The sequence below is a fragment of the Arthrobacter sp. B0427-1-12 genome, assembly GCF_059092905.1.
Genome location: NZ_JBNHIC010000022.1, coordinates 1 through 20,213, shown reverse-complemented (window position 1 = coordinate 20,213; position 20,213 = coordinate 1). Strand labels below are relative to the sequence as shown.

Below are 20,213 nucleotides of genomic sequence, written 5' to 3'. Positions count from 1 at the left end.
AGGTCCAGCGGGAATTTCCCCGCCGCACCTGCCTATGGCCTGCAGGAGCGGTTACCGGGCGTGGGCCGGTGCGTGGTGCGCGCCGGCGGTGCTGCGGGTTTTGCGGAGGTTGATGGCCCAGGCGATGGCGGCCAGGGCGATGACGGCGCCGATGACGGCGGCGGTCGCTCCGGTCAGTCCGAGCGGTCCGGTCAGGGCGCCGATGGACAGGACGGGCACGGCCAGGCCGGACTGGGCGGCGATGAAGTACGCGGCCACACTCTTGGCGTGGGACTCGTGCGGGACGGCGCCGGTGAGCTGGCCCAGGCCGCCCATGAAGGCCAGGCCGGCGCCGAAGCCGCCGATGACGGTGCCGGCGCCGAAGAGGATGATGTTGCCGGCCAGGAATCCGGCCAGCACCAGGGCCAGGGCCGCAATCAGCAGGGGCAGGCCGGTGAGCAGGTTCTTCCGGGCCGGACGGGAGCGGAAGAGCAGCTGGGCGGTGACACCGGTTTCGAACAGGATGAAGGTCGCCAGTCCGGCCACGGCCAGGTTATGAACCTGAAGGGTTTCGGCGATGAAGCGCGGCGTGAGGCTGGAAAACAGGCCGAGCAGGGTGAAGGTGGGGACGACGGCGACCGCTGACTTCCAGTAGACGGTGCGGGCCTGGGCCGGGACGCCGACCCGCGGTGCCCAGCTGATTTTCCGGCCCGGGCTGCGGGGGTGGGTTTCCGGGACGAAGAAGGTCAGCACGGTCACCGCGGCGACCAGGGCGAGGAAGACGGTGAAGACCAGCACGGTGGGTGCGGGCAGGTACTGGGCGAACAGGCCGGCGGCCAGCGGGCCCAGGCCGAGCCCGCCCATGTTCGCGGCGGTGGAGATCATCGCCGGGAAGGCCTTGTTCTGTCCCTTGTGGAGTTCGGACAGGGCGGCGGTGGCCGCGGAGGTGATCAGTCCGACGCCGACGCCACTGAGGAGGCGGCCGGCCAACAGCATCGGCACGTTCGCGGCGAAGATGAAGGAGGCGGTGGAGGCGATGGTCAGCACGAGCGCGGCGATGGCCAGCGGCCGGCGGCCGATCTGGTCGGAGAGGCCGCCAAAGAAGACCAGGGCCAGCAGGGTGCCCAGGACGTAGATGGCGAAGACCCAGGTGGTGGTTTCGGCGCCGAAGCCGAAGTCGGCGCCCCAGAGGGTGTAGAGCGGGATGGGCAGGGTGCCGCCGGTGGTCAGCAGCGCGAACGTGGCCGCGATGATGGCGAAGGAGGCCCCGTAACCGGTTTTGGGTGTGCGGGCCATTCTCATGGCTCCTTTCGGGTGGTTTGCCGGCCGGTCCGGTCGTGGAGGACCAGGCGCATGAGCAGTCCGGCGGCCACGCCGGCGGCCAGGGCTGCGGCGCCGGCCCATACCGGCGGGTTGTCGATGCCCAGGGCGGCGTCGACGGAGTAGGCGCCGGGGCCGGTGAAGCCCAGGGCCGCGGCGATGGTGATCAGCACCAGCGGGTATTCGTAGCCGTCATGCTGGACCCAGAGCCCGTTGCCGGTTTTGACGGTCACGGCGACCGTCATGACACCGATGGCGGCCATGGCCGCCAGCGGGGTCAGCGCACCCAGGGCGAGGAAGAGACCGGACCCGATCTGGCCGATGCCTGCGGCCAGCGCCGTGAGGGCGCCGCCGCGGAAGCCGTCGGCCCTGAACTCGTCGATGCCGCCCTGCAGTCCCCTGCCGCCGAGGCGGTAGGAGATTTTCTGCACGCCGTGGCCGGTGATCAGCAGTCCGATGACTGCCCGCAGCAGCAGCATGCCGACGTCGTCATTCATGATCCGGTCCCTTCACTCATTCCTGGTGTTTCGGTGTACGGACAGTGCTTCAGCCGGCGTTTCCGCCGAGGAAGTCACCGGCGTAGTGCATGCCCAGCCCGTAGGCGCCGCCGTGGGCCTTGACGATCTCCGAGACGGGGCCGTAGGTTTCGCCGCGGGCCCAGTCGCGCTGGAGCTCGAGCAGGACCTGGACCCAGGTCACCGGCACGGCGCCGGCCGCGGCCATGCGCTGGATCGCCAGGTCGTGCGCCTCGGTGCTCACGCCGCCGGAGGCGTCGGCGACCACGAAGACCTCGTAGCCCTGGCCCAGTGCGGACAGCGCCGGCAGGACCAGGCAGACCTCGGTCCACAGGCCGGAGAGGATGATCTTGGTCCGTCCGGTGGCCTTGATGGCTTCGACGACCCGCTCGTCCTCCCAGGCGTTCATGGTGGTGCGGTCGATGATTTCCTGGCCCGGGAACACCTCGGCCAGGGCCGGCAGCAGGTTGCCGGAGAAGGTCTGGGCGGCCACGGTGGTCAGCACGGTCGGGACGTTGAAGGCCTTGGCGGCCTTGCCCAGTCCGACGGTGGCGTTGATGATCGACTGGCGGTCGGCGTTGCCGACGCCGAAGAACATCTGCGGCTGGTGGTCCACGAAGAGGAAGACACTGTTCTCAGGGGTGATCAGGTCCTGGCTCGGAACGGCCTTGACGTTGTCGAAGTTGACGTTTCCCATTGTCCTGTTTCCTTTACTGGTGTTGTTACCGGCGCTGTTGGTGCCGGTGGTGTGGGTGGTTGTGGTCTGGGTGAATACTGTGCGAAGGATTTCGAACAGGCTTTTTCTGGTCATGGGCTCAGTGGTTCTGGTGGATGCGGTTTAGTGGCTGTGGGTTTCGAAGGCGTCGGAGGACACCATGGGGGCGGCGCCGCCGCGGGCGATCTGCCACTGGCGCTGCTGTTCGGATTCGGCGGCGGCCTGGGCGAGCAGTTCGGCCTGCCGGCCGCCGGTGCTGGAGGGCTTGGCGGTGGCCTGGTAGCCGCCGAAACGGGCCACCGGGCTCCACAGCGGGCTGATGGGCGGCAGCTGCTCGTCCTGGCCCTCGTAGTCGCCGGCCGCGTAGACGATCCGCCCGCCGACCAGGGTCAGCAGCGACTCGATGTGCGGGATGTCCCGCTCCTCCACGGTGAGGAAGTCATCCGAGAGGATGCTCAGGTCACCGTAGAAGCCTTCGCGCAGGATGCCCTTGACGTGGTCCTCACCGGAGAGCTTGGCCCCGGCGACGGTGTACATTTCCAGGGCCTGCTCGCGGGAGACCCGGTTTTCGGGCGGGTAGATAAGGGTGTCCCCCACGGTCCGTCCGGACACCAGCCAGTGCAGGGCCACCCACGGGTTGTAGGAGGAGACCCGGGTGGCGTCCGTGCCGGCGCCGACGGTCAGGCCGCGGTCGAGCATCCGGCGGATCGGCGGGGCTTCGGCCGCCGCGCCGGCGCCGTAGCGCTCCACAAACGCCTCGCCCTGGAAGGACATGCGGTTCTGGACCGAGAGCGCACCGCCCAGGGCGGCGACCCGGTCCAGGCTGGCCGGGCTGATGGTTTCGGCGTGGTCGAACAGCCAGCGGCTGTTGCCGGGGAACAGGCCCTCGGCTGCCAGCTTCTCAAAGACGGCCAGGTCGCGTTCGATGGTCTCGTTGTAGGTGGCGTGCAGGCGGAAGCCCCAGCCGTTCTCGAGCATCAGGCGCACGGCCTTTTCAAACTCGACCTCGTAGTCGGAGGCCAGTTCCGGGCGCGGCTGGGAGAAGTTCTCGAAGTCCGCCGCCGCCCAGGTCAGGTTCTCGCCGGCACCGTTCAGGCGCAGGTACTCGTCCCCGTCGCCGGGCTTGATCATGCCGACCCAGCGCTTCAGGTCATCGAGCTCCTGTCCCACGGTCTGGGGGAAGAGGTGGTAGGCGATGCGCACCGAGAGGTTGCCCTCGTTGGCCAGCTCCATCACCGTGCCGTAGTTGTCCGGGAAGTTCTGGAATCCGCCGGCGGCGTCGATCGCCGAGGTCAGCCCGAACCGGTTCAGCTCCCGCAGGTACTGCCGGGTGGAGTTCTTCTTCTCCTCCGGGTCCTCCAGCACAGGCGCCTTGGCCAGCGTCGAGTACAGGATCAGCGCGCTCGGGGCGGCCAGCAGCATGCCGGTCGGTTCCCCGTCCCGGCCGGTCACGATCTGTCCGCCCTTGAAGCCGGCGCTGTCCCTGGTGTAGCCGGCGGCCTTGACCGCCGCCCGGTTCAGCAGGGCCGACTGGTACAGGTTGAGCACGAAGACCGGGGTATCCGGGGCCGCCTCGTTCAGTTCAGCGACTGTGGGCAGGCGCTTCTCGGCGAACTGCTCCTTGTTGAAGCCGCCGACCACCCTCACCCACTGGCCCTTGGGGGTGCGCCCGACCTGCTCGCGCAGCATCTGCAGGGCCATCTTCAGCGTCGGGACACCGTCCCACCGCAGTTCCAGCACGTAGTTCAGTCCGCCGCGGATCACGTGCAGGTGTGAATCGTTCAACCCGGGGATGACCCGGCGGTTCTGGGCATCGACAATCCGGGTGCCGGGGCCGGTCACCTTCAGGATGTCCGCATCATCACCGACAACGGCGACCTTGCCGTCCTTCACGGCCACGGCGGTGGCCGCCGGACGCGCCAAGTCCCCAGTATAGATTTTGGCGTTTCTTACGACGATGTCCGCAGGCTGTTCCACATCTGTTCCGGGAACAATCCCTGCCACAGGCATTGTGGGCATTACACCCACCTCCAATCCGATGTCACGAATGACGTACACGGGCCTTCCGGTCCGCAGGCCCCTGTTCCGAAGCCTTGCGCTCCGGCCCTGTCCGGGACCCGATGAATACAACTTACCTTGCTGGCAAACTATTTCCAAATCAGAGGTTTGCTAGAAAGAAGTATCGGAAGGAAGCACTGCAGGGAACCCACACGAGGACCCGGCAGGATTTTCCAGCCAGTCCCAAGGTGTCACGGCCCCCTCGCGAGCTCCCCAGTGGGCCTTAAAAGACGTCGGGGCACCCAGGCCTCTTCAGACCCAAGTGCCCCGAACATGTCCCGGCGCAATGTATATTCTCGGAGGCGGGATGCATCCCGCCACGCAACCCGGCAGGCTCCTATGAATCCCGATGGGCCTCCCGGAGTTCAGCCATAGCTTCGGCGACCATCGCGGCACGTTCAGCACCGAGGACATCGATATAGGTGGAGCGGACAATGTCCGCAACCAGGCAGCGCAGCTCCTCCGCAACCTCTCGCCCCTGAGCACTCAACTCCAGATACGTCACACGGCGGTCATCGACACAAGGGGTGCGCTGCACCAGATCCCGCTTGGCCAGTCGATCGGCAATTTTCGTAAAGCCTCCACTGCTGAATGCCGCCTCCCGCGCCAAGGCGGCCATGGGCATCCGGCATTTCGGACTACGGCCCAGCCTCAGCATGGTTTCCGCCTCAGCGGGGTCGAGGGTGAAGGCGGCGGCGATGGCGCTATGCAGCTTCTTGTTCGTCAGCTGGAAGCCTTCAATCACAAGACCCCATTGCGTTACTGCATCCAGATCCTGTTTGTCGGCGTTTCGGGAGCGGTAAGTGGTCATAACAGTCCTTTCCGCCCCCAGTATACACTTTCTAGCAAGCTTCTTTCCAGAAAATAATTTCCCCTGCACAGACCGCGGACGCCCATTAAACTTTGCTAGGAAATAATTGTCTGGAAAGATGTGTTTGCATGAACATCACGTCCGGTTGGAACCTCGACCGGCTGGGACCGAACCCCGGGAGGGATTACCATGACCGCGAACACTTCGGGTCTGCACCACGTCACCGCCATTGCCGGTGACCCGCAGGCCAACATCGACTTCTACATCCAGGGCCTGGGCCTGCGGCTGGTCAAGAAGACCGTCAACTTCGACGACCCGTCCACCTACCACCTGTACTACGGGGACGAGGCCGGACGGCCCGGTACCCTGATGACGTTCTTCCCCTGGGGCGGAGTCGCCGCCGGCCGCATCGGCTCCGGGCAGTCCACCTCCACCGCGTTCTCGGTCCCGGAAGGGACGCTGGGCTGGTGGCGGAACCACTTCAGGGCCCTGGGGGTGGAATCGCAGATCACCCGCGTCTCGGCCGACGAGGAACGCCTGTCGCTGCGGGACCCCGACGGCCTGCAACTGGACCTGGTCGCCTCCTCGACCGCTGATCCGCGCAACCCGTGGGATTCGGCCTCGGTGCCGGCCCAGTACGCGGTGCGCGGTCAGCACTCCTCGGTGCTGACCGTCAGGGATGCGGAGCAAACCCTGGCCGTGCTGACGGAGGATCTGGGGCTGCGGATCGTGGGCGAGGCCGGCAACCGCACCCGGCTGGCCGCCGGCGCCGGCGGGGCGGGGAACATTGTCGATGTCATCGCTGATCCGGCCGCCGAGCGCGGACTGACCGCTGGCGGCACCGTCCACCACATCGCCTTCCGGGTCCCGGACACCGCAACCCAGGAACAATGGCGGCAGGAACTTTCCGGGCGCGGCTACCGGGTCACTGCCATCCTGGACCGCCAGTACTTCACCTCCATCTACTTCCGTGAGCCCGGTGGTGTGCTGTTCGAGATTGCCACCGACACTCCCGGCTTCGACGTGGACGAGCCGCTGCTGGAACTGGGACGCTCCCTGAAGCTGCCGCCGTGGCTCGAGCCCACCCGCGAGGACATCGAGGCCTCGGTGGCCCGGATCCAGCTGCCGGCCGAGAACAACCCGGCTGCGGCCGTACGGTAGGGGAGGCACCCGATGGGCACTGCAACCGATACGGTCACCGGCTGGCCGCACCTCTACCGCCCCGGCAGCAGCCCGGACGCCCCGGTGCTGCTGATGCTGCACGGCACCGGCAGCAATGAACAGGACATCGCCGCACTGGCCACCGAGCTGGATCCGGACGCCGGGGTGCTCGCACCCCGGGGAAAGGTTGCCGAACACGGCATGCTGCGCTGGTTCCGCCGCCACGCGGAGGGCGTGTTCGACGTCGACGACGTCACCGCCCGCGCCGGGCAGCTGGCCGGCTTCATCGACGCCGCCGTCGAATACTACGGGATCCGGGACCGCCGGCTGATCGCCGTCGGCTTCTCCAACGGCGCCAACATCGCCCTGGCCACCGCCCTGCTGCACCCGCAGAACCTGGACCGGGTCATCGCCTTCTCCGGCATGTACCCGCTCGGAGAACGGGACACCGCCGCTGACCTGACCGGCAGCCGGATCCTGGTCCTGAACGGTGACACCGATCCCATGGCCCCGCTGGCCAGCATCAGCCAACTGGTGACCGCACTGAACCGGGCCGATGCGCAGACCGAGCAGGTCCTTCGCCCCGGAGGCCACGGCATCACCCACACCGACCTGGCCGCCGCCAAGGACTGGCTCACCCGCCAGGCCTAAGCGCCGACGGGGGCGCCCCGCGTGGGGCGCCCCCGTCCGGGGCCTTCTAGGCGTGCCCCGGAGATCTTCAGCAAACATCCCGCATCCGGAAGGACCCAACGTGGAACCGCCTGCCGTCGAATCGCCCTGGGCGCCGCTTCGCCGCCGCGCCTTCCTCATCCTGTGGCTCGCGCAGCTGGGCTCCAACGTGGGGTCCTGGATGCAGACCGTCGGTGCCCAGTGGTATCTGGTGGAAGCCGATGCCAGCCCCACCATCGTGGCCCTGGTGCAGACGGCCAACATGGCACCGGCCCTGCTGCTGTCCCTGATGGCAGGGGTGCTGGCGGACGCCTTCGACCGGCGCCGGCTGATCATCGGCACCAACATCTTCGCCGCCCTGGCCGCCGCGGCCCTGACCGTCAGCGCAGTGGCGGGCCTGCTGGATCCGGCCTCCCTGCTGGTCTATACGTTCCTCATCGGCGCCGGTGTCGCCCTGAGCGGACCTGCCTGGCAAGCGATCCAGCCGGACCTGGTTCCGCGCGCCGAGATCCAGTCGGCCGCGGCCCTGGGCGGTGTGACGGTCAACGCCGCCCGGGCTGTCGGGCCGGCCGCAGCCGGAGTGCTGGTCGCCTGGGCCGGCCCTGCCTTCGTGTTCGGGCTCAATGCCCTGTCCTTCATCGCCGCGGCCGCGGCCGTGTATTTCTGGCGCAGCCCCGACCGGGATACCACCGGGCGGGAAAGCGTCAGCGAAGCACTGGCCTCCGGGCTCCGGTACATCCGCTCCGCCCCCAGGATCAAACGGATCCTGCTGCGCACCGCCCTGTTCACCACGCCCGCCGGGGCCCTGTGGGCCCTGCTGCCCGTTGCCGCGGACGGACACCTCAACATGGGGCCGGCCGGCTACGGCCTGCTGCTGGGCGCACTCGGAGCCGGCGCCCTGCTCGGGGTCGTGGCCCTGCCCCGGATCCGTGCCCGTGCCACCCACAACACCGTGCTGGCCCTCTCCGCGCTGCTATTCGCTGCGGGTACGGCAGCCGCCGGCTACCTGCCGCCCGCTGCCGTGGCCGTCCTGATGGTCATCGCCGGTGCCGCCTGGATCGGCAGCCTGTCCACTTTCAGTTCGGTGATGCAGCTGACCCTGCCGCACTGGGTACGTGCCCGCGGCCTGTCCACCTATCTCTTTGTCATGATGGGCACCCAGGCCATCGGAGCCTTCCTCTGGGGAGCCCTGGCGACCGCCATCGGCTACGCACCGACACTGGCCGCCAGCGCCATCCTGCTCGTGCTCACCGCCGCCAGCATCACCATCTGGCCCCTGCTTCCCGGCACCGGCCAACTGGACCGCACCGTAGCCCGGACCCCGCAGGACGCCGGCAGCCAAACAGCCACGCCCGAGCCCGGCGCCGGACCGGTCACCATCCTCGTCACCTACAAGTCAGCCCCTGGCCAGGCCGAAGAGTTCACCGCCGCCATGACACAGGTCCGCCTCTCACGGCTGCGCACCGGCGCCACCGACTGGAAACTCCTTCGCTCCGCCGAAGACGGCACCCGGTTTACCGAGATCTACACCCTCCCGTCCTGGCGCGAATACCAGCGCCAGGAACAGGACCGGCTCACCGGTGAAGACCGCAATCTGCTCTCCCAGGCGCTGGACAAAACTTCGGAAGTGCCCAGCACCAGCTGGCTCCTCCCCGCCTAGGGCGCCAGCTTCAGGACTCCGTCCGGATTTGGGCTCCCTGTCGTGCGGTCACGAAGGCGGCGGAGCCACTGACGGCGGAGCCTGCAACCGCGGCAGCCCCACCCTCAGCGGCCCAGCGGTCCGCGGAGCGACGATCCGGGGCCCCACGGTGGAGGTCGGTGCGGTCAGCGGCGGTGCGGGAACCCGGCGTCGGTCTGCCCTGGGATAGACAGCATCCGTGCCGCGGTACGTGTGGACGGTGACCTTCGCAACCGAGGGAATAACCGCGGCGAGCGCGGCGGTGTGGGCTGCTGCGGAGATATGTCCGGGCTGGGCGGCCGCCGACAGTTGCCCCAGCTGATCCACCTGGCCGGCCTGTTCCACATAGCGGCCGATGTCATGCGCCTGGCCTACCCGCGCTGCCGGATCCACCAGCTCATTGGTCCCGGCGGTGGACGTCACGGTCGTCCAGTTGGGCAGGTCCGGGTTGGCTGCACCGTCCAGACCGGAAGGGACGTCGTCGACGTGCTCAAGCGCCAGCACCTTGACGTTGCTGCCGACGTCGAAATGGGCGATTGGCGCACCGGCGACGTGCAGGAACTGCACGTCGTACCGGGCGAGGAAGGCCGGGTCGCTGGCGAGCGGCGTGGATACCGCCGGCGCTGTGGCCGTTGAGGATCACGGCCTCGTCGGCGGCGACGCCTGCGTCCGCCATGGCCTGCTGCACCAGTTCCATGACCAGCGTCGCCTGCCGCTGCTCCTCCGCCAGCGCCGCCGTATCCTGCCCGGTATCCGCAGCCGCCCCGGCTGGGCCTTCGGCGAGCGCCAGGCCGCCCACGGCGCCTTCGACGTCGTAGACGCTGGCCGAATCGGGGCTCCAGTCCTGCGTTCCGGGAATGTCCACGATCCAGACTTTCCGGCCCTCCATGGTCTCCACTTCCCGGATCTTGACCTCATCCGGCGCCGTGTAGGCGTTGTGCACTCCGGACATCATGTCGCTGACCGTGTTGGGGGTCCGCCGCAGTGCGCTGCCGGTGTCCGCACCGGCCGGGATGGAGGATACGTGGCGGAAATCCAACCGGCCGGAATCGGTCATTCCCGTCAGCGTTCCGGCAGCGCGGACCCAGGTGGCATAGCTGAGGGCCAGCGGCCGCTCGGCGGAACCGCCCTTGTCCGCGGTCTGCAGACGTGAATTCAGCATCCCCGGCGGCAGGCCGATCAGGCCGCCGGCATACTCCGGGGAGACATTGATCGCATCCTCGGTGGCCCCGCGGTAGCCGACCGCCTCTGCATAGAGCAGTCCTCCCCCGGCCTGCAAGCCCACGGTTCCGGCCATGGCCAGCGGATTGAGGGGTGCCAGCGCCAGGCCCAGGTGGCCGCCCGCGGAATGCGCCACCTGGCTCTTGGCCAGATGTACCTGTTCATCCAGGTAGGAGTCCGCGGCGAAGTAGGTCTCGTGGCTGATCCGCACCAGGTCCGCCAGGATCTGCAGCTCCACCATGGCGGCCATCAGGGATCGTCTGGCGTCCTCAAGGTCCGTGCTCAGCGCATAGTGCGTCGGCGGGGACAGCGCGGCACCGGGGCCCAGGATCACGCCCAGTTCCACAATCCGCCGGGTGACGGGGTGGATGTCGCCGGCCTAGCCGTCCAGCAGCGCGGCGGCCAGCAGCAGCTGGTCCCAGCCGAAGCGGGTGCCGCCGTGGCCGCCGCGGACATGCAGTTGGTCCCCGGACATCACAGGCCGCCCTCGGCAAGCTCGACACTGTGAACCGCCTCGGCGTGGGTCTGGGCCGTGGCGGCCGCGCCCCGCAGCTGGGACGCGGCGCCGCGCAGCTGCGTCTGCCGGTCGCCGACCCGGTCCCGGAAGATGTCCGCCGCCGCGGAATCCCATTCCACCGCCGCGGCGGCACCGAGGCTGTCCGCGATGCCGTCCACCGTTCCGGCCAGCGCCGTGATTTCTCCGCCGGCCTGTTCTGCCTCGTAGCCCGGCGTTCCGCAGAACCCGCCGGTGAAATGCGGGCTTCCCGATCCGGTCACCATGTCCTCCTTTGCCTGGGTTCTTGGCCAGGGTTCGTTGCCTGGGTTGCGACTGGAAGCCGGTCCGGCATCCGTGTCCATCGACGGTAGACCGCGGCCGGGAGGCGGCTGAAGGCGACCTGCGTGCTTTGTGGACTGCCGCCGTCGTACTTGGCGGTGTGCAGGAGTAGATAGGGAACTTTAGAGGGAGTCGGTAGGGAACATCGCGGAACAATGGGGAACAATGGGGAACATGGCTGATTCCGCACACCTGCTTTCCGATGGGCGCACCGCGCTGACCTCCGTTTCCCCCGCAATCGCCCTCGGGCCACTCGACGGCCGCTATCATTCGGCGGTGGCGCCGCTGGTGGACTACCTATCCGAGGCGGCACTGAACCGCGACCGCACGCATGTGGAAGTGGAGTGGCTGATCCACCTCGCCGACCACTCCGTCCTGCCGGGCACAGCACCGCTCAGCAAGGGGCAGAAGCAGAAACTGCGGGACATCGTCAAGCACTTCGACGGCAACGCCGTCCATGAACTGGCGGAGATCGAGAAGGTCACCGTCCACGATGTGAAGGCCGTGGAGTACTACATCGGCCGGCGGCTGGCGGATATCGGTATTGCGAACCTGACCGCCATGGTGCACTTCGGCTGCACCAGCGAGGACATCAACAACCTCTCCTACGCGCTCGGCGTCAAGGGCGCGGTGGAGCACGTCTGGCTACCCGCCGCCCGACACCTGGTGGCGGACATTGTCAAGCTCGCTGAATCCACGCGTGAGGTACCGATGCTCTCCCGCACCCACGGGCAGCCGGCTACCCCCACCACGCTGGGCAAGGAGCTGGCCGTCGTCGCGCACCGGCTGGAGCGCCAGCTTTCCCGGATCGCGAAGACCGAATACCTGGGCAAGATCAACGGCGCCACCGGCACCTACGCGGCGCACTACGCCTCGGTTCCCTCCGCCGACTGGCAGGCCGTATCGAAGAGCTTCGTGGAGGGGCTGGGGCTGACCTGGAACCCGCTGACCACGCAGATCGAATCCCACGACTGGCAGGCGGAGCTGTACGCGGACGTGGCCCGGTTCAACCGCATCCTGCACAACTTCTGCACGGACGTGTGGAGCTACATTTCGATCGGCTACTTCCGGCAGATCCCGGTGGCTGGCGCCACCGGATCCTCCACCATGCCGCACAAGGTCAACCCGATCCGCTTCGAGAACGCCGAGGCGAACCTGGAGATCTCCTGCTCGCTGCTGGATACGCTGGCCGCGACCCTGGTGACCTCCCGCTGGCAGCGCGACCTTACCGACTCCTCTTCGCAGCGCAACATCGGCGTCGCCTTCGGCCACTCCCTGCTGGCGATCTCCAATGTCACCCGCGGCCTGGCCAACCTGGACGTCGCGGAGGATGTGCTCGCCCAGGACCTGGACACCAACTGGGAGGTGCTGGGCGAGGCCATCCAGATGGTCATGCGCGCCGAAGCCATCGCCGGAACGCCGGGCATGGAGAATCCGTATGAGCGGCTCAAGGACCTGACCCGCGGCCACCGCGTGGATGCAGCCCGGATGAAGGAGTTCGTCTCCGGCCTGGGCCTGTCCGCGGAGGCCGAGCAGCGTCTGCTGGAGCTGACCCCGGCGACCTACACGGGCATCGCGGCGCAGCTGGTGGACCACTTGAAATAAGACGCTCCCTCGTGCGGCAGCAGGCATCACGGACGCAGCAGGACCTTTACGGCGCGGCGCTCGTCCATCGCCTTGTAACCCTCGGGAGCCTGTTCAAGCGGCAATTCGAGATCGAAGACCTTGCCCGGGTTGATCTTGCGGTCCAGGATCAGCTGGATCAGATCCGGCAGGAACCGGCGCACGGGAGCGGGACCACCGAGGGTGTGGATGCAGGCAAAGAACAGCTCGATGCCCGGGATCGTCACATCGTAGTTGACCCCGACGTATCCGAGATGTCCTCCGCCACGCGTGGCGCCCACAGCCTGCATGAACGATTCCTGGGTGCCGACGGCCTCGACGACCGAGTGAGCGCCGAGTCCGTTGGTGAGTTCCTTGATCTTCGCAACGCCTTCCTCGCCGCGCTCTTCCACGATGTCGGTGGCGCCGTAGTAGCGGGCCAGCTCCTGCCTGTCCTTGTGACGGGACATGGCGATGATCCGTTCGGCTCCCATCTGCTTCGACGCGAGGACGGCCATCAGGCCGACCGCTCCATCGCCGACGACGGCGACGGTCTTGCCGGGACCGGCCTGTGCGGCAGTGGCGGCGAACCAGCCGGTGCCGAGCACGTCGGAGGCGGCCAGCAATGACGGGATGAGATCCTCATCCGGCTGACCGGGCGTGGGAACGAGGGTGCCGTCCGCGTACGGGATGCGGGCCTTCTCCGCCTGGGTGCCGATCGTCTGCGACACGAACTCAGCGTGCACGCACTTGGACTGGAATCCGGCCTGGCAGATTTCGCAGGTGTTGTCCGAGATCACGAACGAGCCGACGACGAAGTCGCCGACCTTGACGTTCTTCACGTCCGCGCCGGTCTCCTCAACGACGCCGACGTACTCGTGCCCCATCACCTGGTGGTCGGCCGGTTCGATACCCCGGTAGGGCCACAGATCGGATCCGCAGATGCAGGTCGCTGTCAGCCGGATGATCGCGTCCGTGGGCTCGATGAGCTTCGGGTCTTCACGTTCCTCGACGCGCACGTCGCCAGCGGTGTGCATAACTACTCCACGCATGGGTGCTCCTGTTCATGTAGGGAAGTCCGGAACCGAGTCGGGCCCGGGATCGGGAGGCTTTGCCTATGGTCATGCACCATTCAACCGGGCTTTTCACCCGTGCGGGAGGTCGAGTTTATGGGGGTACACGTACAACCTCCCTTCCTCGACAGGAACTCCTACCATGGAGATGTGGACAACCGCTCCGATATCCGTGACTTCCTGGTCACCCGACGTGCCCGGCTGACTCCGGAGCAGGTTGGGCTGCCCGCCGGCGGCGGGCGCCGACGGGTGGCCGGGCTGCGCCGTGAAGAGGTCGCCGTGCTGGCCGGGGTGAGTACTGAGTGGTACACCCGGCTGGAGAAGGGACACATCAGCGGCGTCTCCGAAGACGTCCTGGAGGCAGTGGCGAAAGCGCTGCATCTGGATGAGGAGGAGCGCACCTACCTGTTCGCCCTGGCTCGATCCGCCCGCCCAGCCGCCCGCCCAGCCGCCCGCTCGCCGCGTCGCCGCAGGGCACCTGATATCCCGCCCAGCGTGCAGTGGCTGCTGGACTCGATGACACTGTCGGCGGCATTCGTGAACAACGGCCGGCTGGAGATAGTCGCAGCCAACTCGCTGGGCCGGGCCATGTACTCGGGCATGTTCACCGGCGTTTCCGTCTCTGATACCGGTCAGGCCAGCTTCGCCAGGTACAACTTCCTCGACCCGGCCTCTCACGACTTTTACGCCGACTGGGACGCTGCCGCTGACTCCACCGCCGCGCTGCTGCGCGCCGAAGCAGGCCGGCACCCCCACGACAAAGTGCTGCGTGATCTGATCGGCGAACTGTCTACCCTCAGCCCGGAGTTCAGCACGCGCTGGGCTCAGCACAACGTCCGTTTGCACCACGGTGGGGTCAAACGGTTCCACCACCCCGACGTCGGCGCGCTGGAACTCACCTACTACTCCTTGCAGCTGCCCACGTCCTTCCAGACGGTTCACACTCTGACGGCTTACACCGCCGAACCAGGCAGCGCGTCCGAGGACCAACTGAAACTGCTCGCCAGTTGGGCAGCAACCGAACGCACCACGGCGAACACCAAGACAACGACGGCGGCAGAAGAAACAACCCGCTGACGGGTGCCGGGTGTGCCAACAAACCGGCCGTCCTCTCACAGATCTAAGGCGCTTCGGTGTGGACGGAAGCTGCAGTGCGTTCCAGGAACCGGCCCGTTTGATGAAACTGCCAGATGGTCATGACGTACACAGCGAGGAAGATCCCGAAAAGCGAAATCCATATGGCGTTCAGAAAGCTGTCCGGAGCGTTCAACAGCTGTCCTGCAGCCATGAGCATATATCCCGGTGCGATCAGCAATTGCAGGGCAAGGCTTTGCCGGATCTGAACAGCCGCGCCGCGGGCAACGGCCAACTGTTCCTGCACCGGAGGGATTCGACCGTAAATCTGTTTCCGGATCTTCTTCTGCTCATACTTCTCCAGCCAGATCAGTGCCCCCGACCGTTGCGGGCGCACCTGTGGATTCACCCGTTTGCTGGCATACACGAGGCCCCCGACCAGGGTTCCCATGGACGAGAGGAAAAGGCCCATGACCAGAGGCAGGGGCCACTGCTCCCGGATGTTCCCGAAGATGAGTACCGAGATGAGGAAACCAATGCCGGTCAGGACGATGACACCGACGGGCAGGTACAGCAGGAAGTACGCCCGAACGGCCCTACCGATGCCATAATCGGTGATCCCCTCAGCGATCCTCGTAACCTTAGCCCAGCGGGCCGCCGTTTCGGCATCAGCATCAGTCATCTTGGCCATCCTCTCAGGCAAGAAATCCTGCTTCCTGGTAGCGGTCTAACCCTGCGCCAGCAATGAGGACTTGTCTATAGGAACATTTCCCGCGAAACCTCAGTTTTTACCGGGTTTGGCCCCTGAATCCAGCAAAAACTGAGGTTTCGGCGATGGGGGCCGGGAGGGGCGAAGGGTTGGGCCTAGAAAACGGGGTGCCAGGTTTCGGTTGCGGCGCCGTTGACGGCCACGATGTCGCGCCAGCGGTCGAACAGCGAACACGGGTGGGAGATCCCCAGATCCACGGTATCCCCGACCTCCAGACCGGCGACGTCGTCGACCACCGCATGGTGGTCGAAGAGCTTTGCCACGGTGCCGCCACAACCGGACGGCACGGCCCTGGACGGCACCGTCCCGGACAGCTCCACCCCGTTCCGGTGACAGGCGACGATCATCGGCAGGCCGGCGTCGTACGCCAGCTCCCGCTTGCCCGCGTTCAGCACCACCCGCCCCGGCTCCGGCGCCGAGATCACCAGGGCGCGTACCACCGCCGCGGGGGCCAGCCCCTCCACCGGGGAGACCTCCGCGTAGGTGCCGTGGTCGTGCACCACATAGCAGCCGGAGCGCAGCACATTGACCGCCGGGCCGGTGGGCAGGAACAGGGCCGCCCGGTCCTGGAACGCCGAGCCGCCGATGGTGAAGACCGGCGCTTCGGTTTCCGGCAGGTCCGCCTCAACCAGCGGCCGCAGGCCGTCGAACACCTCCCGGGCCTGCCGGCAGTGCGCGTCCACCCGCGCCAGGTTGTCCGCGGTCCGCAGGTTCGGGGCCACGCCTTCGTACGCGCTGACTCCCGCCAACAGCAGCCCGGACGCCCCGGCGATCCGCCGGGCCAGCGGCGGCGCCTCGTCTGCGGAACGGATGCCGGTGCGGCCGCCCGGAGTGCCGACGTCCACGAGCACCCGCAGCGGCCGGGACGCGCCGTCGAACTCCTCTGCCATGATCCGCACGCCGGCGGCGGAATCGGCCAGGCAGTAGATCTGCAGCGACTCAGACCCCGCCAGCAAGTGGCGCAGCTGGCGCAGGTGCGGGCGGAAGACCACCTCATTGGCCATCAGGATCCGCTCTGCGCCCCACGCGGCCGCCTGCAGCGCCTGCGCCGGCGTCGCGACCGTGACGCCCCACGCGCCGGGCAGCTGCCGCTGAACGATCTGCCGGGTCATGGTGGTCTTGATGTGCGGGGCCAGCACCATGCCGTGAGCGCACGCCCACGCCTCCTTGACTGCGATGTTCCGCTCCATCGTGGGGACGTCGAGCAGCATCTGCGGCAGGGTGTCCAGCGGCAGCGAGGCGTCAAGGTGCGGCATGAGGCCCGGTCCTCTCCTGAGGGCAAAGTTTTTCGGCTCATCCCATTGTGGTGGCATGAGGCCGGGTGTATTCGTGAACAAGGGCTATGTTCGGTCGGTGTCCGAGCAGCCTACCCCCACGCCAAGCAAAGGACCGCCCAATGAACCGCATGATTTTCCCCAACCTGCCCGTCGCCGACCTGAAGAAGGCCGAGGACTTTTACCTGGGCCTCGGTTTCGCCAAGAACCCGGCCTTCAGCAGCGACGAGTGCACCGCGGTCGTCGTCTCCAACGAGATCGTCGTTATGCTGCTGCGGAAGGACTTCTATGAGGGCTTCCTCCCGGAGGGCGGTTCGGCCCATCTGGGCTCCGCCGCCAAGGAGGTCCTCAACTGCCTCAGCTGCAGCTCCGCCGGGGAGGTCGACGCCTTCGTCGCCAAGGCGGAAGCCAGCGGCGGCAGCGTGTACGTGCCGGCCAAGGAGCAGATGCCGGGCATGTACGGCGCGTCCATTGCCGACCCGGACGGGCACGTCTGGGAACTGCTGTGGATGTCGCCGGAGGCCATCGCCAACAACGGTGTCGGGCCGGGGACCGAGCAGGCCGAAGCCGGCTCCCAGGGACTGCTGTAACCGGCAGGTACGACGGCGGTGGGCCGGGCTGCGCACCCGGCCCACCGCCGTCGTACCTGAGTCAGCCCACCTGGGCGAACCGGGCGGCCGAACGCGCCTTCGCCTTGGCAGCCTCCTCCTCGCGGTTCTTCGGCGGGGCGGTGGTCACCAGCGTGTCCAGCAGGTGCTGGGTGGCATGCGCGATTTCGTGGACCGCCCGGTTGAAGGCCTCCTCGTTCGCCTTGGACGGCTTGGTGGTGCCGCTGATCTTGCGGACATACTGCAGCGCGGCGGCCCGGACCTCTTCGCTGGTGGCGGCCGGTTCGAAGTTGTGAAGCGTATGGATGTTGCGGCACATGGCTGGCTCCCCTGTTGGCTCGTGTGTCTCTTTCCAGTGTGCGCTTTCACACCGGGTCGGGCATAGATGTGGCCTGAGCCACAACCGGCCTATATCATTTGAGCAGCAGTATCTACTCAAATGAGCGGAGCAATTCATGAGCACTCCCGGAACCATGCAGGTCTCCGTCCTCCACGGCCCCGGCAAACTGCGCCTCGAGGACCGCACCATTCCGCGTCCCGGGCCCGGGGAGGTCCTAGTCCGGATCCGGTCTGTGGGGGTCTGCGGCTCGGACACGCACTATTACCGCGAGGGCCGGATCGGCACGTTCATCGTCGAACAGCCGCTGGTGCTGGGACACGAGCCCTCCGGCGAGATCGTTGCGCTCGGGGACGGCGTCACCGGCCGCCATGTCGGCCAGCGGGTCTCGCTGGAACCGGGCATCCCCGATCCGCTGTCCGCCGAGAGCCTGGCCGGCTGCTACAACCTGGATCCCAACGTCCGCTTCTTTGCCACCCCGCCGGTGGACGGTGTCTTCTCCGAATACGCAGTCCATCCCGCCGCGTTCTGCCACCCGGTGCCGGATTCGGTGTCCGACGATGCCGCCGCACTGCTGGAGCCGCTGAGCGTCGCTCTGGCCGCCCGCTCTGCCGGGCAGGTGCAGCTGGGCGCCAAGGTGCTGGTGGCCGGCGCCGGGCCGATCGGACTGCTGGTCTCGCAGGTCTGCCACCTTGCCGGTGCGGAGGTGACATTGACGGATGTCCGGGCGGAGCGGCTGGAGCTAGCCACGAAGTACGGGGCGCGGCACTCCTTTACAGCCGCCGACGCTCCGGCTCCCGGCGGGGGCTCGGGCTACGACGTCTTCATCGACGCCACCGGTGCCGAGGCTGCGGTGCTGTCCGGCCTGGTGCGCCTGGCACCCCGCGGCCGGTGCGTGCTGGTGGGCATGGGCGCGGACACCATCGCCCTGCCGGTGCCGCTGGTGCAGAACCGCGAGCTGGCCATCACCGGCACCTTCCGGTACGCCAACACCTGGCCGACGGCGATCACCCTGGCGGCGCAGGGGCTGGTGGACCTGGACGGCCTGGTCACCTCGCACCACGGGCTCGACGACGTCGCTGCCGCCCTGGAGGCGGGGTCGCGTCCGGGCGCGCTCAAGGCTGTCGTGCGGCCGTAGCGGGTACTGTGGTTGCGGGAGCGAGAAACGGTGAACCCCGGGATGGTGCGGACATCCTGCAGGGAACAACCGGCTTGAGTATCGCGGCCGTCGAAACCCGCGAACTGCGCTTCATGACCGCTTTGATTCCGCAATCGGTTTCTGGCCCCTGTCCTAAGACAGTCGCAATGACCGTTCAGGGCGTGTTGCTTTCCAAGGTGATTACAGGATGTGTCACTCACGCTGGGGGGTGTTCCTATCTTGAACGGTTCGGACACCGAGATGGATCGGGCTCCCACCCTTGAGGGGAGTGGGAGCCTGATCCATCGTGCCAAGAAGTGACGGGCCCGGTTCAGGGATCTGCCGTTCCTCCCATCGGGAAAAGCCAGCCGGTAAGTGGGATAGGCGGGCTCTCCTGTATCTAGAACAGCTCCCTACAGTTCCCGCACCGGTGTCGGAAATGACAACACCGGAGTCTCCTGGTCTTCCCGGATTCGCCGGAGGCTCCTTCGGCGACGGCGTCACACCCACCACGGTCACCGGCAGCCCCTACGGCACCAACGTCTTCCGGATCGAAGGACCGAACGCGGGCGGACCCGGTGTGAAGTCCGTTCAGACGGACCTGTTCACGATCCAGGGCAAGATCGCCAAACTGAAGGCCGGCGTCAACATTCCCGGCGGCCTGTACGCTTCACCGCAGCAGGTCAAGATCCAGTCCTCCTTCCCGGCCGAATCCAAGCTCGTCTACACCATTGACAGCACGGACCCGGCCGTGGACGCCGAAGGCAACGTCACCAACGGCACCGAATGGGCACCGGCCGCCGGAAACCCGGCACACGGCGCACTCGTAACGGTTGGCGTGCCCGCCCCCGTCGACCCGCCCATCGACCCCGCCGACCCGGCTGGCCCCGGCAACGGCAACCCCGGCAACGGCAACCCCGGCAATCCGACTGTCGAGACGGTCCTGAAGTACATCGCCGTCGATACCAACGGCGCCACCCCGGTCTACACGGAGACGTACACCGTCAACGGCAATCTGCCGGCCGTGACGACCGCCCTGGATCCCGCTGTGGTCCATGCCGGCCATCAGGAAGTGGCTCTGACCGGAGCGGATCCGGCGGGCCTGTACACCGCGGTCGTCCTAGGCGAAACCGACCAGTTCATTATCGCCGGACGCCTTTCGCCTGCCGAGCCCACGGTGGATCCGGCACCGGTCGACCCGCCGGTTGACCCGGTACCGGTCGCCACCCCGTTCACCGACGTCGCCGCGGACACCCAGTTCGCTGCGGAGATCGCCCGTCTGGCCGATCTGGGCATCACCACCGGCTTCCCGGACAGCACCTTCCGCCCGGTCCAGCCCGTGAACCGCGACGCCATGGCAGCCTTCCTGTTCCGCC

20 protein-coding genes are annotated in these 20,213 nt (G+C 67.4%); 8 read left to right on the top strand and 12 right to left on the bottom strand.

Translation table 11 applies throughout. The annotated features are described in order from the left end of the window. Positions 1-51 precede the first annotated feature (51 nt). From AC5RWU_RS13915 to AC5RWU_RS13895, 5 genes are all read right to left on the bottom strand, one after another. Positions 52-1,275, bottom strand: coding sequence for an MFS transporter (locus AC5RWU_RS13915; protein ID WP_494031495.1), 1,224 nt, complete (start codon positions 1,273-1,275; stop codon positions 52-54). 2 nt (positions 1,276-1,277) lie between these two features. Continuing rightward, the gene (locus AC5RWU_RS13910; protein WP_494031494.1) at positions 1,278-1,796 is read right to left on the bottom strand and encodes a DoxX family protein; all 519 of its coding nucleotides are present in this window, start codon (positions 1,794-1,796) and stop codon (positions 1,278-1,280) included. A 49-nt stretch (positions 1,797-1,845) separates the two neighbouring features. Then, positions 1,846-2,625, bottom strand: coding sequence for a hydrolase (locus tag AC5RWU_RS13905; RefSeq protein ID WP_494031493.1), 780 nt, complete (start codon positions 2,623-2,625; stop codon positions 1,846-1,848). Positions 2,626-2,652: 27 nt separating this feature from the next. Further along, on the bottom strand, positions 2,653-4,548 hold the full coding sequence (locus tag AC5RWU_RS13900; protein WP_494031492.1) for an amidohydrolase: 1,896 nt from the start codon (positions 4,546-4,548) through the stop codon (positions 2,653-2,655). A gap of 376 nt (positions 4,549-4,924) precedes the next feature. Further along, positions 4,925-5,398, bottom strand: coding sequence for a MarR family winged helix-turn-helix transcriptional regulator (locus tag AC5RWU_RS13895; RefSeq protein ID WP_494031491.1), 474 nt, complete (start codon positions 5,396-5,398; stop codon positions 4,925-4,927). Between the two features lie 189 nt (positions 5,399-5,587). Here AC5RWU_RS13895 and AC5RWU_RS13890 point away from each other — a divergent pair, with 189 nt between their 5' ends. The 3 genes from AC5RWU_RS13890 to AC5RWU_RS13880 all read left to right on the top strand — a co-directional run bounded on the left by AC5RWU_RS13890 (position 5,588) and on the right by AC5RWU_RS13880 (position 8,888). After that, positions 5,588-6,559, top strand: a complete 972-nt coding sequence (locus AC5RWU_RS13890) for a ring-cleaving dioxygenase (RefSeq protein WP_494031490.1) — start codon at positions 5,588-5,590, stop codon at positions 6,557-6,559. Between the two features lie 12 nt (positions 6,560-6,571). After that, entirely contained in the window at positions 6,572-7,210 is a 639-nt protein-coding gene (locus tag AC5RWU_RS13885) for an alpha/beta hydrolase (protein ID WP_494031489.1), read from the top strand. Between the two features lie 100 nt (positions 7,211-7,310). Further along, entirely contained in the window at positions 7,311-8,888 is a 1,578-nt protein-coding gene (locus tag AC5RWU_RS13880; protein ID WP_494031488.1) for an MFS transporter, read from the top strand. 48 nt (positions 8,889-8,936) lie between these two features. Here the strand turns inward: AC5RWU_RS13880 and AC5RWU_RS13875 are convergent, their stop codons facing one another. The 3 genes from AC5RWU_RS13875 to AC5RWU_RS13865 form a co-directional block, all read right to left on the bottom strand. Continuing rightward, a complete protein-coding gene (locus tag AC5RWU_RS13875) occupies positions 8,937-9,473 on the bottom strand; it encodes a hypothetical protein (RefSeq protein WP_494031487.1) in 537 nt (178 codons plus the stop codon). Further along, positions 9,397-10,461, bottom strand: coding sequence for a hypothetical protein (locus AC5RWU_RS13870; protein ID WP_494037034.1), 1,065 nt, complete (start codon positions 10,459-10,461; stop codon positions 9,397-9,399). Before AC5RWU_RS13870 ends, AC5RWU_RS13875 begins: the two co-directional genes overlap by 77 nt. Before the next feature lie 140 nt (positions 10,462-10,601). Then, positions 10,602-10,907: a hypothetical protein gene (locus AC5RWU_RS13865; RefSeq protein ID WP_494031485.1), complete on the bottom strand. Its 306-nt coding sequence runs from the start codon at positions 10,905-10,907 to the stop codon at positions 10,602-10,604. Between the two features lie 229 nt (positions 10,908-11,136). On the opposite strand from AC5RWU_RS13865, the gene purB reads away from it, so the two are divergent. Then, positions 11,137-12,567: an adenylosuccinate lyase gene (gene purB / locus AC5RWU_RS13860; protein ID WP_494031484.1), complete on the top strand. Its 1,431-nt coding sequence runs from the start codon at positions 11,137-11,139 to the stop codon at positions 12,565-12,567. 26 nt (positions 12,568-12,593) lie between these two features. Here the strand turns inward: purB and AC5RWU_RS13855 are convergent, their stop codons facing one another. Continuing rightward, positions 12,594-13,616 carry a zinc-dependent alcohol dehydrogenase family protein gene (locus AC5RWU_RS13855; RefSeq protein WP_494031483.1) on the bottom strand — a complete coding sequence of 341 codons (1,023 nt, stop codon included), beginning with the start codon at positions 13,614-13,616 and terminating at the stop codon, positions 12,594-12,596. A 171-nt stretch (positions 13,617-13,787) separates the two neighbouring features. On the opposite strand from AC5RWU_RS13855, the gene AC5RWU_RS13850 reads away from it, so the two are divergent. After that, entirely contained in the window at positions 13,788-14,714 is a 927-nt protein-coding gene (locus AC5RWU_RS13850; RefSeq protein ID WP_494031482.1) for a helix-turn-helix transcriptional regulator, read from the top strand. A gap of 43 nt (positions 14,715-14,757) precedes the next feature. Here the strand turns inward: AC5RWU_RS13850 and AC5RWU_RS13845 are convergent, their stop codons facing one another. Both AC5RWU_RS13845 and AC5RWU_RS13840 read right to left on the bottom strand, forming a co-directional pair. After that, entirely contained in the window at positions 14,758-15,402 is a 645-nt protein-coding gene (locus AC5RWU_RS13845) for a hypothetical protein (protein ID WP_494037033.1), read from the bottom strand. A 173-nt stretch (positions 15,403-15,575) separates the two neighbouring features. Next, a complete protein-coding gene (locus AC5RWU_RS13840) occupies positions 15,576-16,736 on the bottom strand; it encodes an alanine racemase (protein ID WP_494031480.1) in 1,161 nt (386 codons plus the stop codon). Positions 16,737-16,876: 140 nt separating this feature from the next. Between AC5RWU_RS13840 and AC5RWU_RS13835 the strand changes: the two genes are divergently transcribed. Further along, positions 16,877-17,344: a VOC family protein gene (locus AC5RWU_RS13835; protein WP_494031479.1), complete on the top strand. Its 468-nt coding sequence runs from the start codon at positions 16,877-16,879 to the stop codon at positions 17,342-17,344. A 61-nt stretch (positions 17,345-17,405) separates the two neighbouring features. On the opposite strand, the gene AC5RWU_RS13830 is transcribed toward AC5RWU_RS13835, so the two are convergent. Then, on the bottom strand, positions 17,406-17,681 hold the full coding sequence (locus tag AC5RWU_RS13830; protein WP_494031809.1) for a DUF2277 domain-containing protein: 276 nt from the start codon (positions 17,679-17,681) through the stop codon (positions 17,406-17,408). Between the two features lie 136 nt (positions 17,682-17,817). On the opposite strand from AC5RWU_RS13830, the gene AC5RWU_RS13825 reads away from it, so the two are divergent. Together AC5RWU_RS13825 and AC5RWU_RS13820 are read left to right on the top strand one after the other, a co-directional pair. Continuing rightward, positions 17,818-18,837: an NAD(P)-dependent alcohol dehydrogenase gene (locus AC5RWU_RS13825; protein ID WP_494031808.1), complete on the top strand. Its 1,020-nt coding sequence runs from the start codon at positions 17,818-17,820 to the stop codon at positions 18,835-18,837. A 439-nt stretch (positions 18,838-19,276) separates the two neighbouring features. Beyond that, on the top strand, positions 19,277-20,213 hold a 937-nt coding region (locus tag AC5RWU_RS13820; protein ID WP_494037032.1), incomplete at its 3' end, for an S-layer homology domain-containing protein.

Excerpts from the sequence above, each read along its gene's own strand:
- AC5RWU_RS13915 (WP_494031495.1), bottom strand. The coding sequence starts at position 1,275 with ATGGCCCGCACACCCAAAACCGGTTACGGGGCCTCCTTCGCCATCATC.
- AC5RWU_RS13910 (WP_494031494.1), bottom strand. The coding sequence starts at position 1,796 with ATGAATGACGACGTCGGCATGCTGCTGCTGCGGGCAGTCATCGGACTG.
- AC5RWU_RS13905 (WP_494031493.1), bottom strand. The coding sequence starts at position 2,625 with ATGACCAGAAAAAGCCTGTTCGAAATCCTTCGCACAGTATTCACCCAG.
- AC5RWU_RS13900 (WP_494031492.1), bottom strand. The coding sequence starts at position 4,548 with ATGCCCACAATGCCTGTGGCAGGGATTGTTCCCGGAACAGATGTGGAA.
- AC5RWU_RS13895 (WP_494031491.1), bottom strand. The coding sequence starts at position 5,398 with ATGACCACTTACCGCTCCCGAAACGCCGACAAACAGGATCTGGATGCA.
- AC5RWU_RS13890 (WP_494031490.1), top strand. The coding sequence starts at position 5,588 with ATGACCGCGAACACTTCGGGTCTGCACCACGTCACCGCCATTGCCGGT.
- AC5RWU_RS13885 (WP_494031489.1), top strand. The coding sequence starts at position 6,572 with ATGGGCACTGCAACCGATACGGTCACCGGCTGGCCGCACCTCTACCGC.
- AC5RWU_RS13865 (WP_494031485.1), bottom strand. The coding sequence starts at position 10,907 with ATGGTGACCGGATCGGGAAGCCCGCATTTCACCGGCGGGTTCTGCGGA.
- purB (WP_494031484.1), top strand. The coding sequence starts at position 11,137 with ATGGCTGATTCCGCACACCTGCTTTCCGATGGGCGCACCGCGCTGACC.
- AC5RWU_RS13855 (WP_494031483.1), bottom strand. The coding sequence starts at position 13,616 with ATGCGTGGAGTAGTTATGCACACCGCTGGCGACGTGCGCGTCGAGGAA.
- AC5RWU_RS13845 (WP_494037033.1), bottom strand. The coding sequence starts at position 15,402 with ATGGCCAAGATGACTGATGCTGATGCCGAAACGGCGGCCCGCTGGGCT.
- AC5RWU_RS13840 (WP_494031480.1), bottom strand. The coding sequence starts at position 16,736 with ATGCCGCACCTTGACGCCTCGCTGCCGCTGGACACCCTGCCGCAGATG.
- AC5RWU_RS13835 (WP_494031479.1), top strand. The coding sequence starts at position 16,877 with ATGAACCGCATGATTTTCCCCAACCTGCCCGTCGCCGACCTGAAGAAG.
- AC5RWU_RS13830 (WP_494031809.1), bottom strand. The coding sequence starts at position 17,681 with ATGTGCCGCAACATCCATACGCTTCACAACTTCGAACCGGCCGCCACC.
- AC5RWU_RS13825 (WP_494031808.1), top strand. The coding sequence starts at position 17,818 with ATGAGCACTCCCGGAACCATGCAGGTCTCCGTCCTCCACGGCCCCGGC.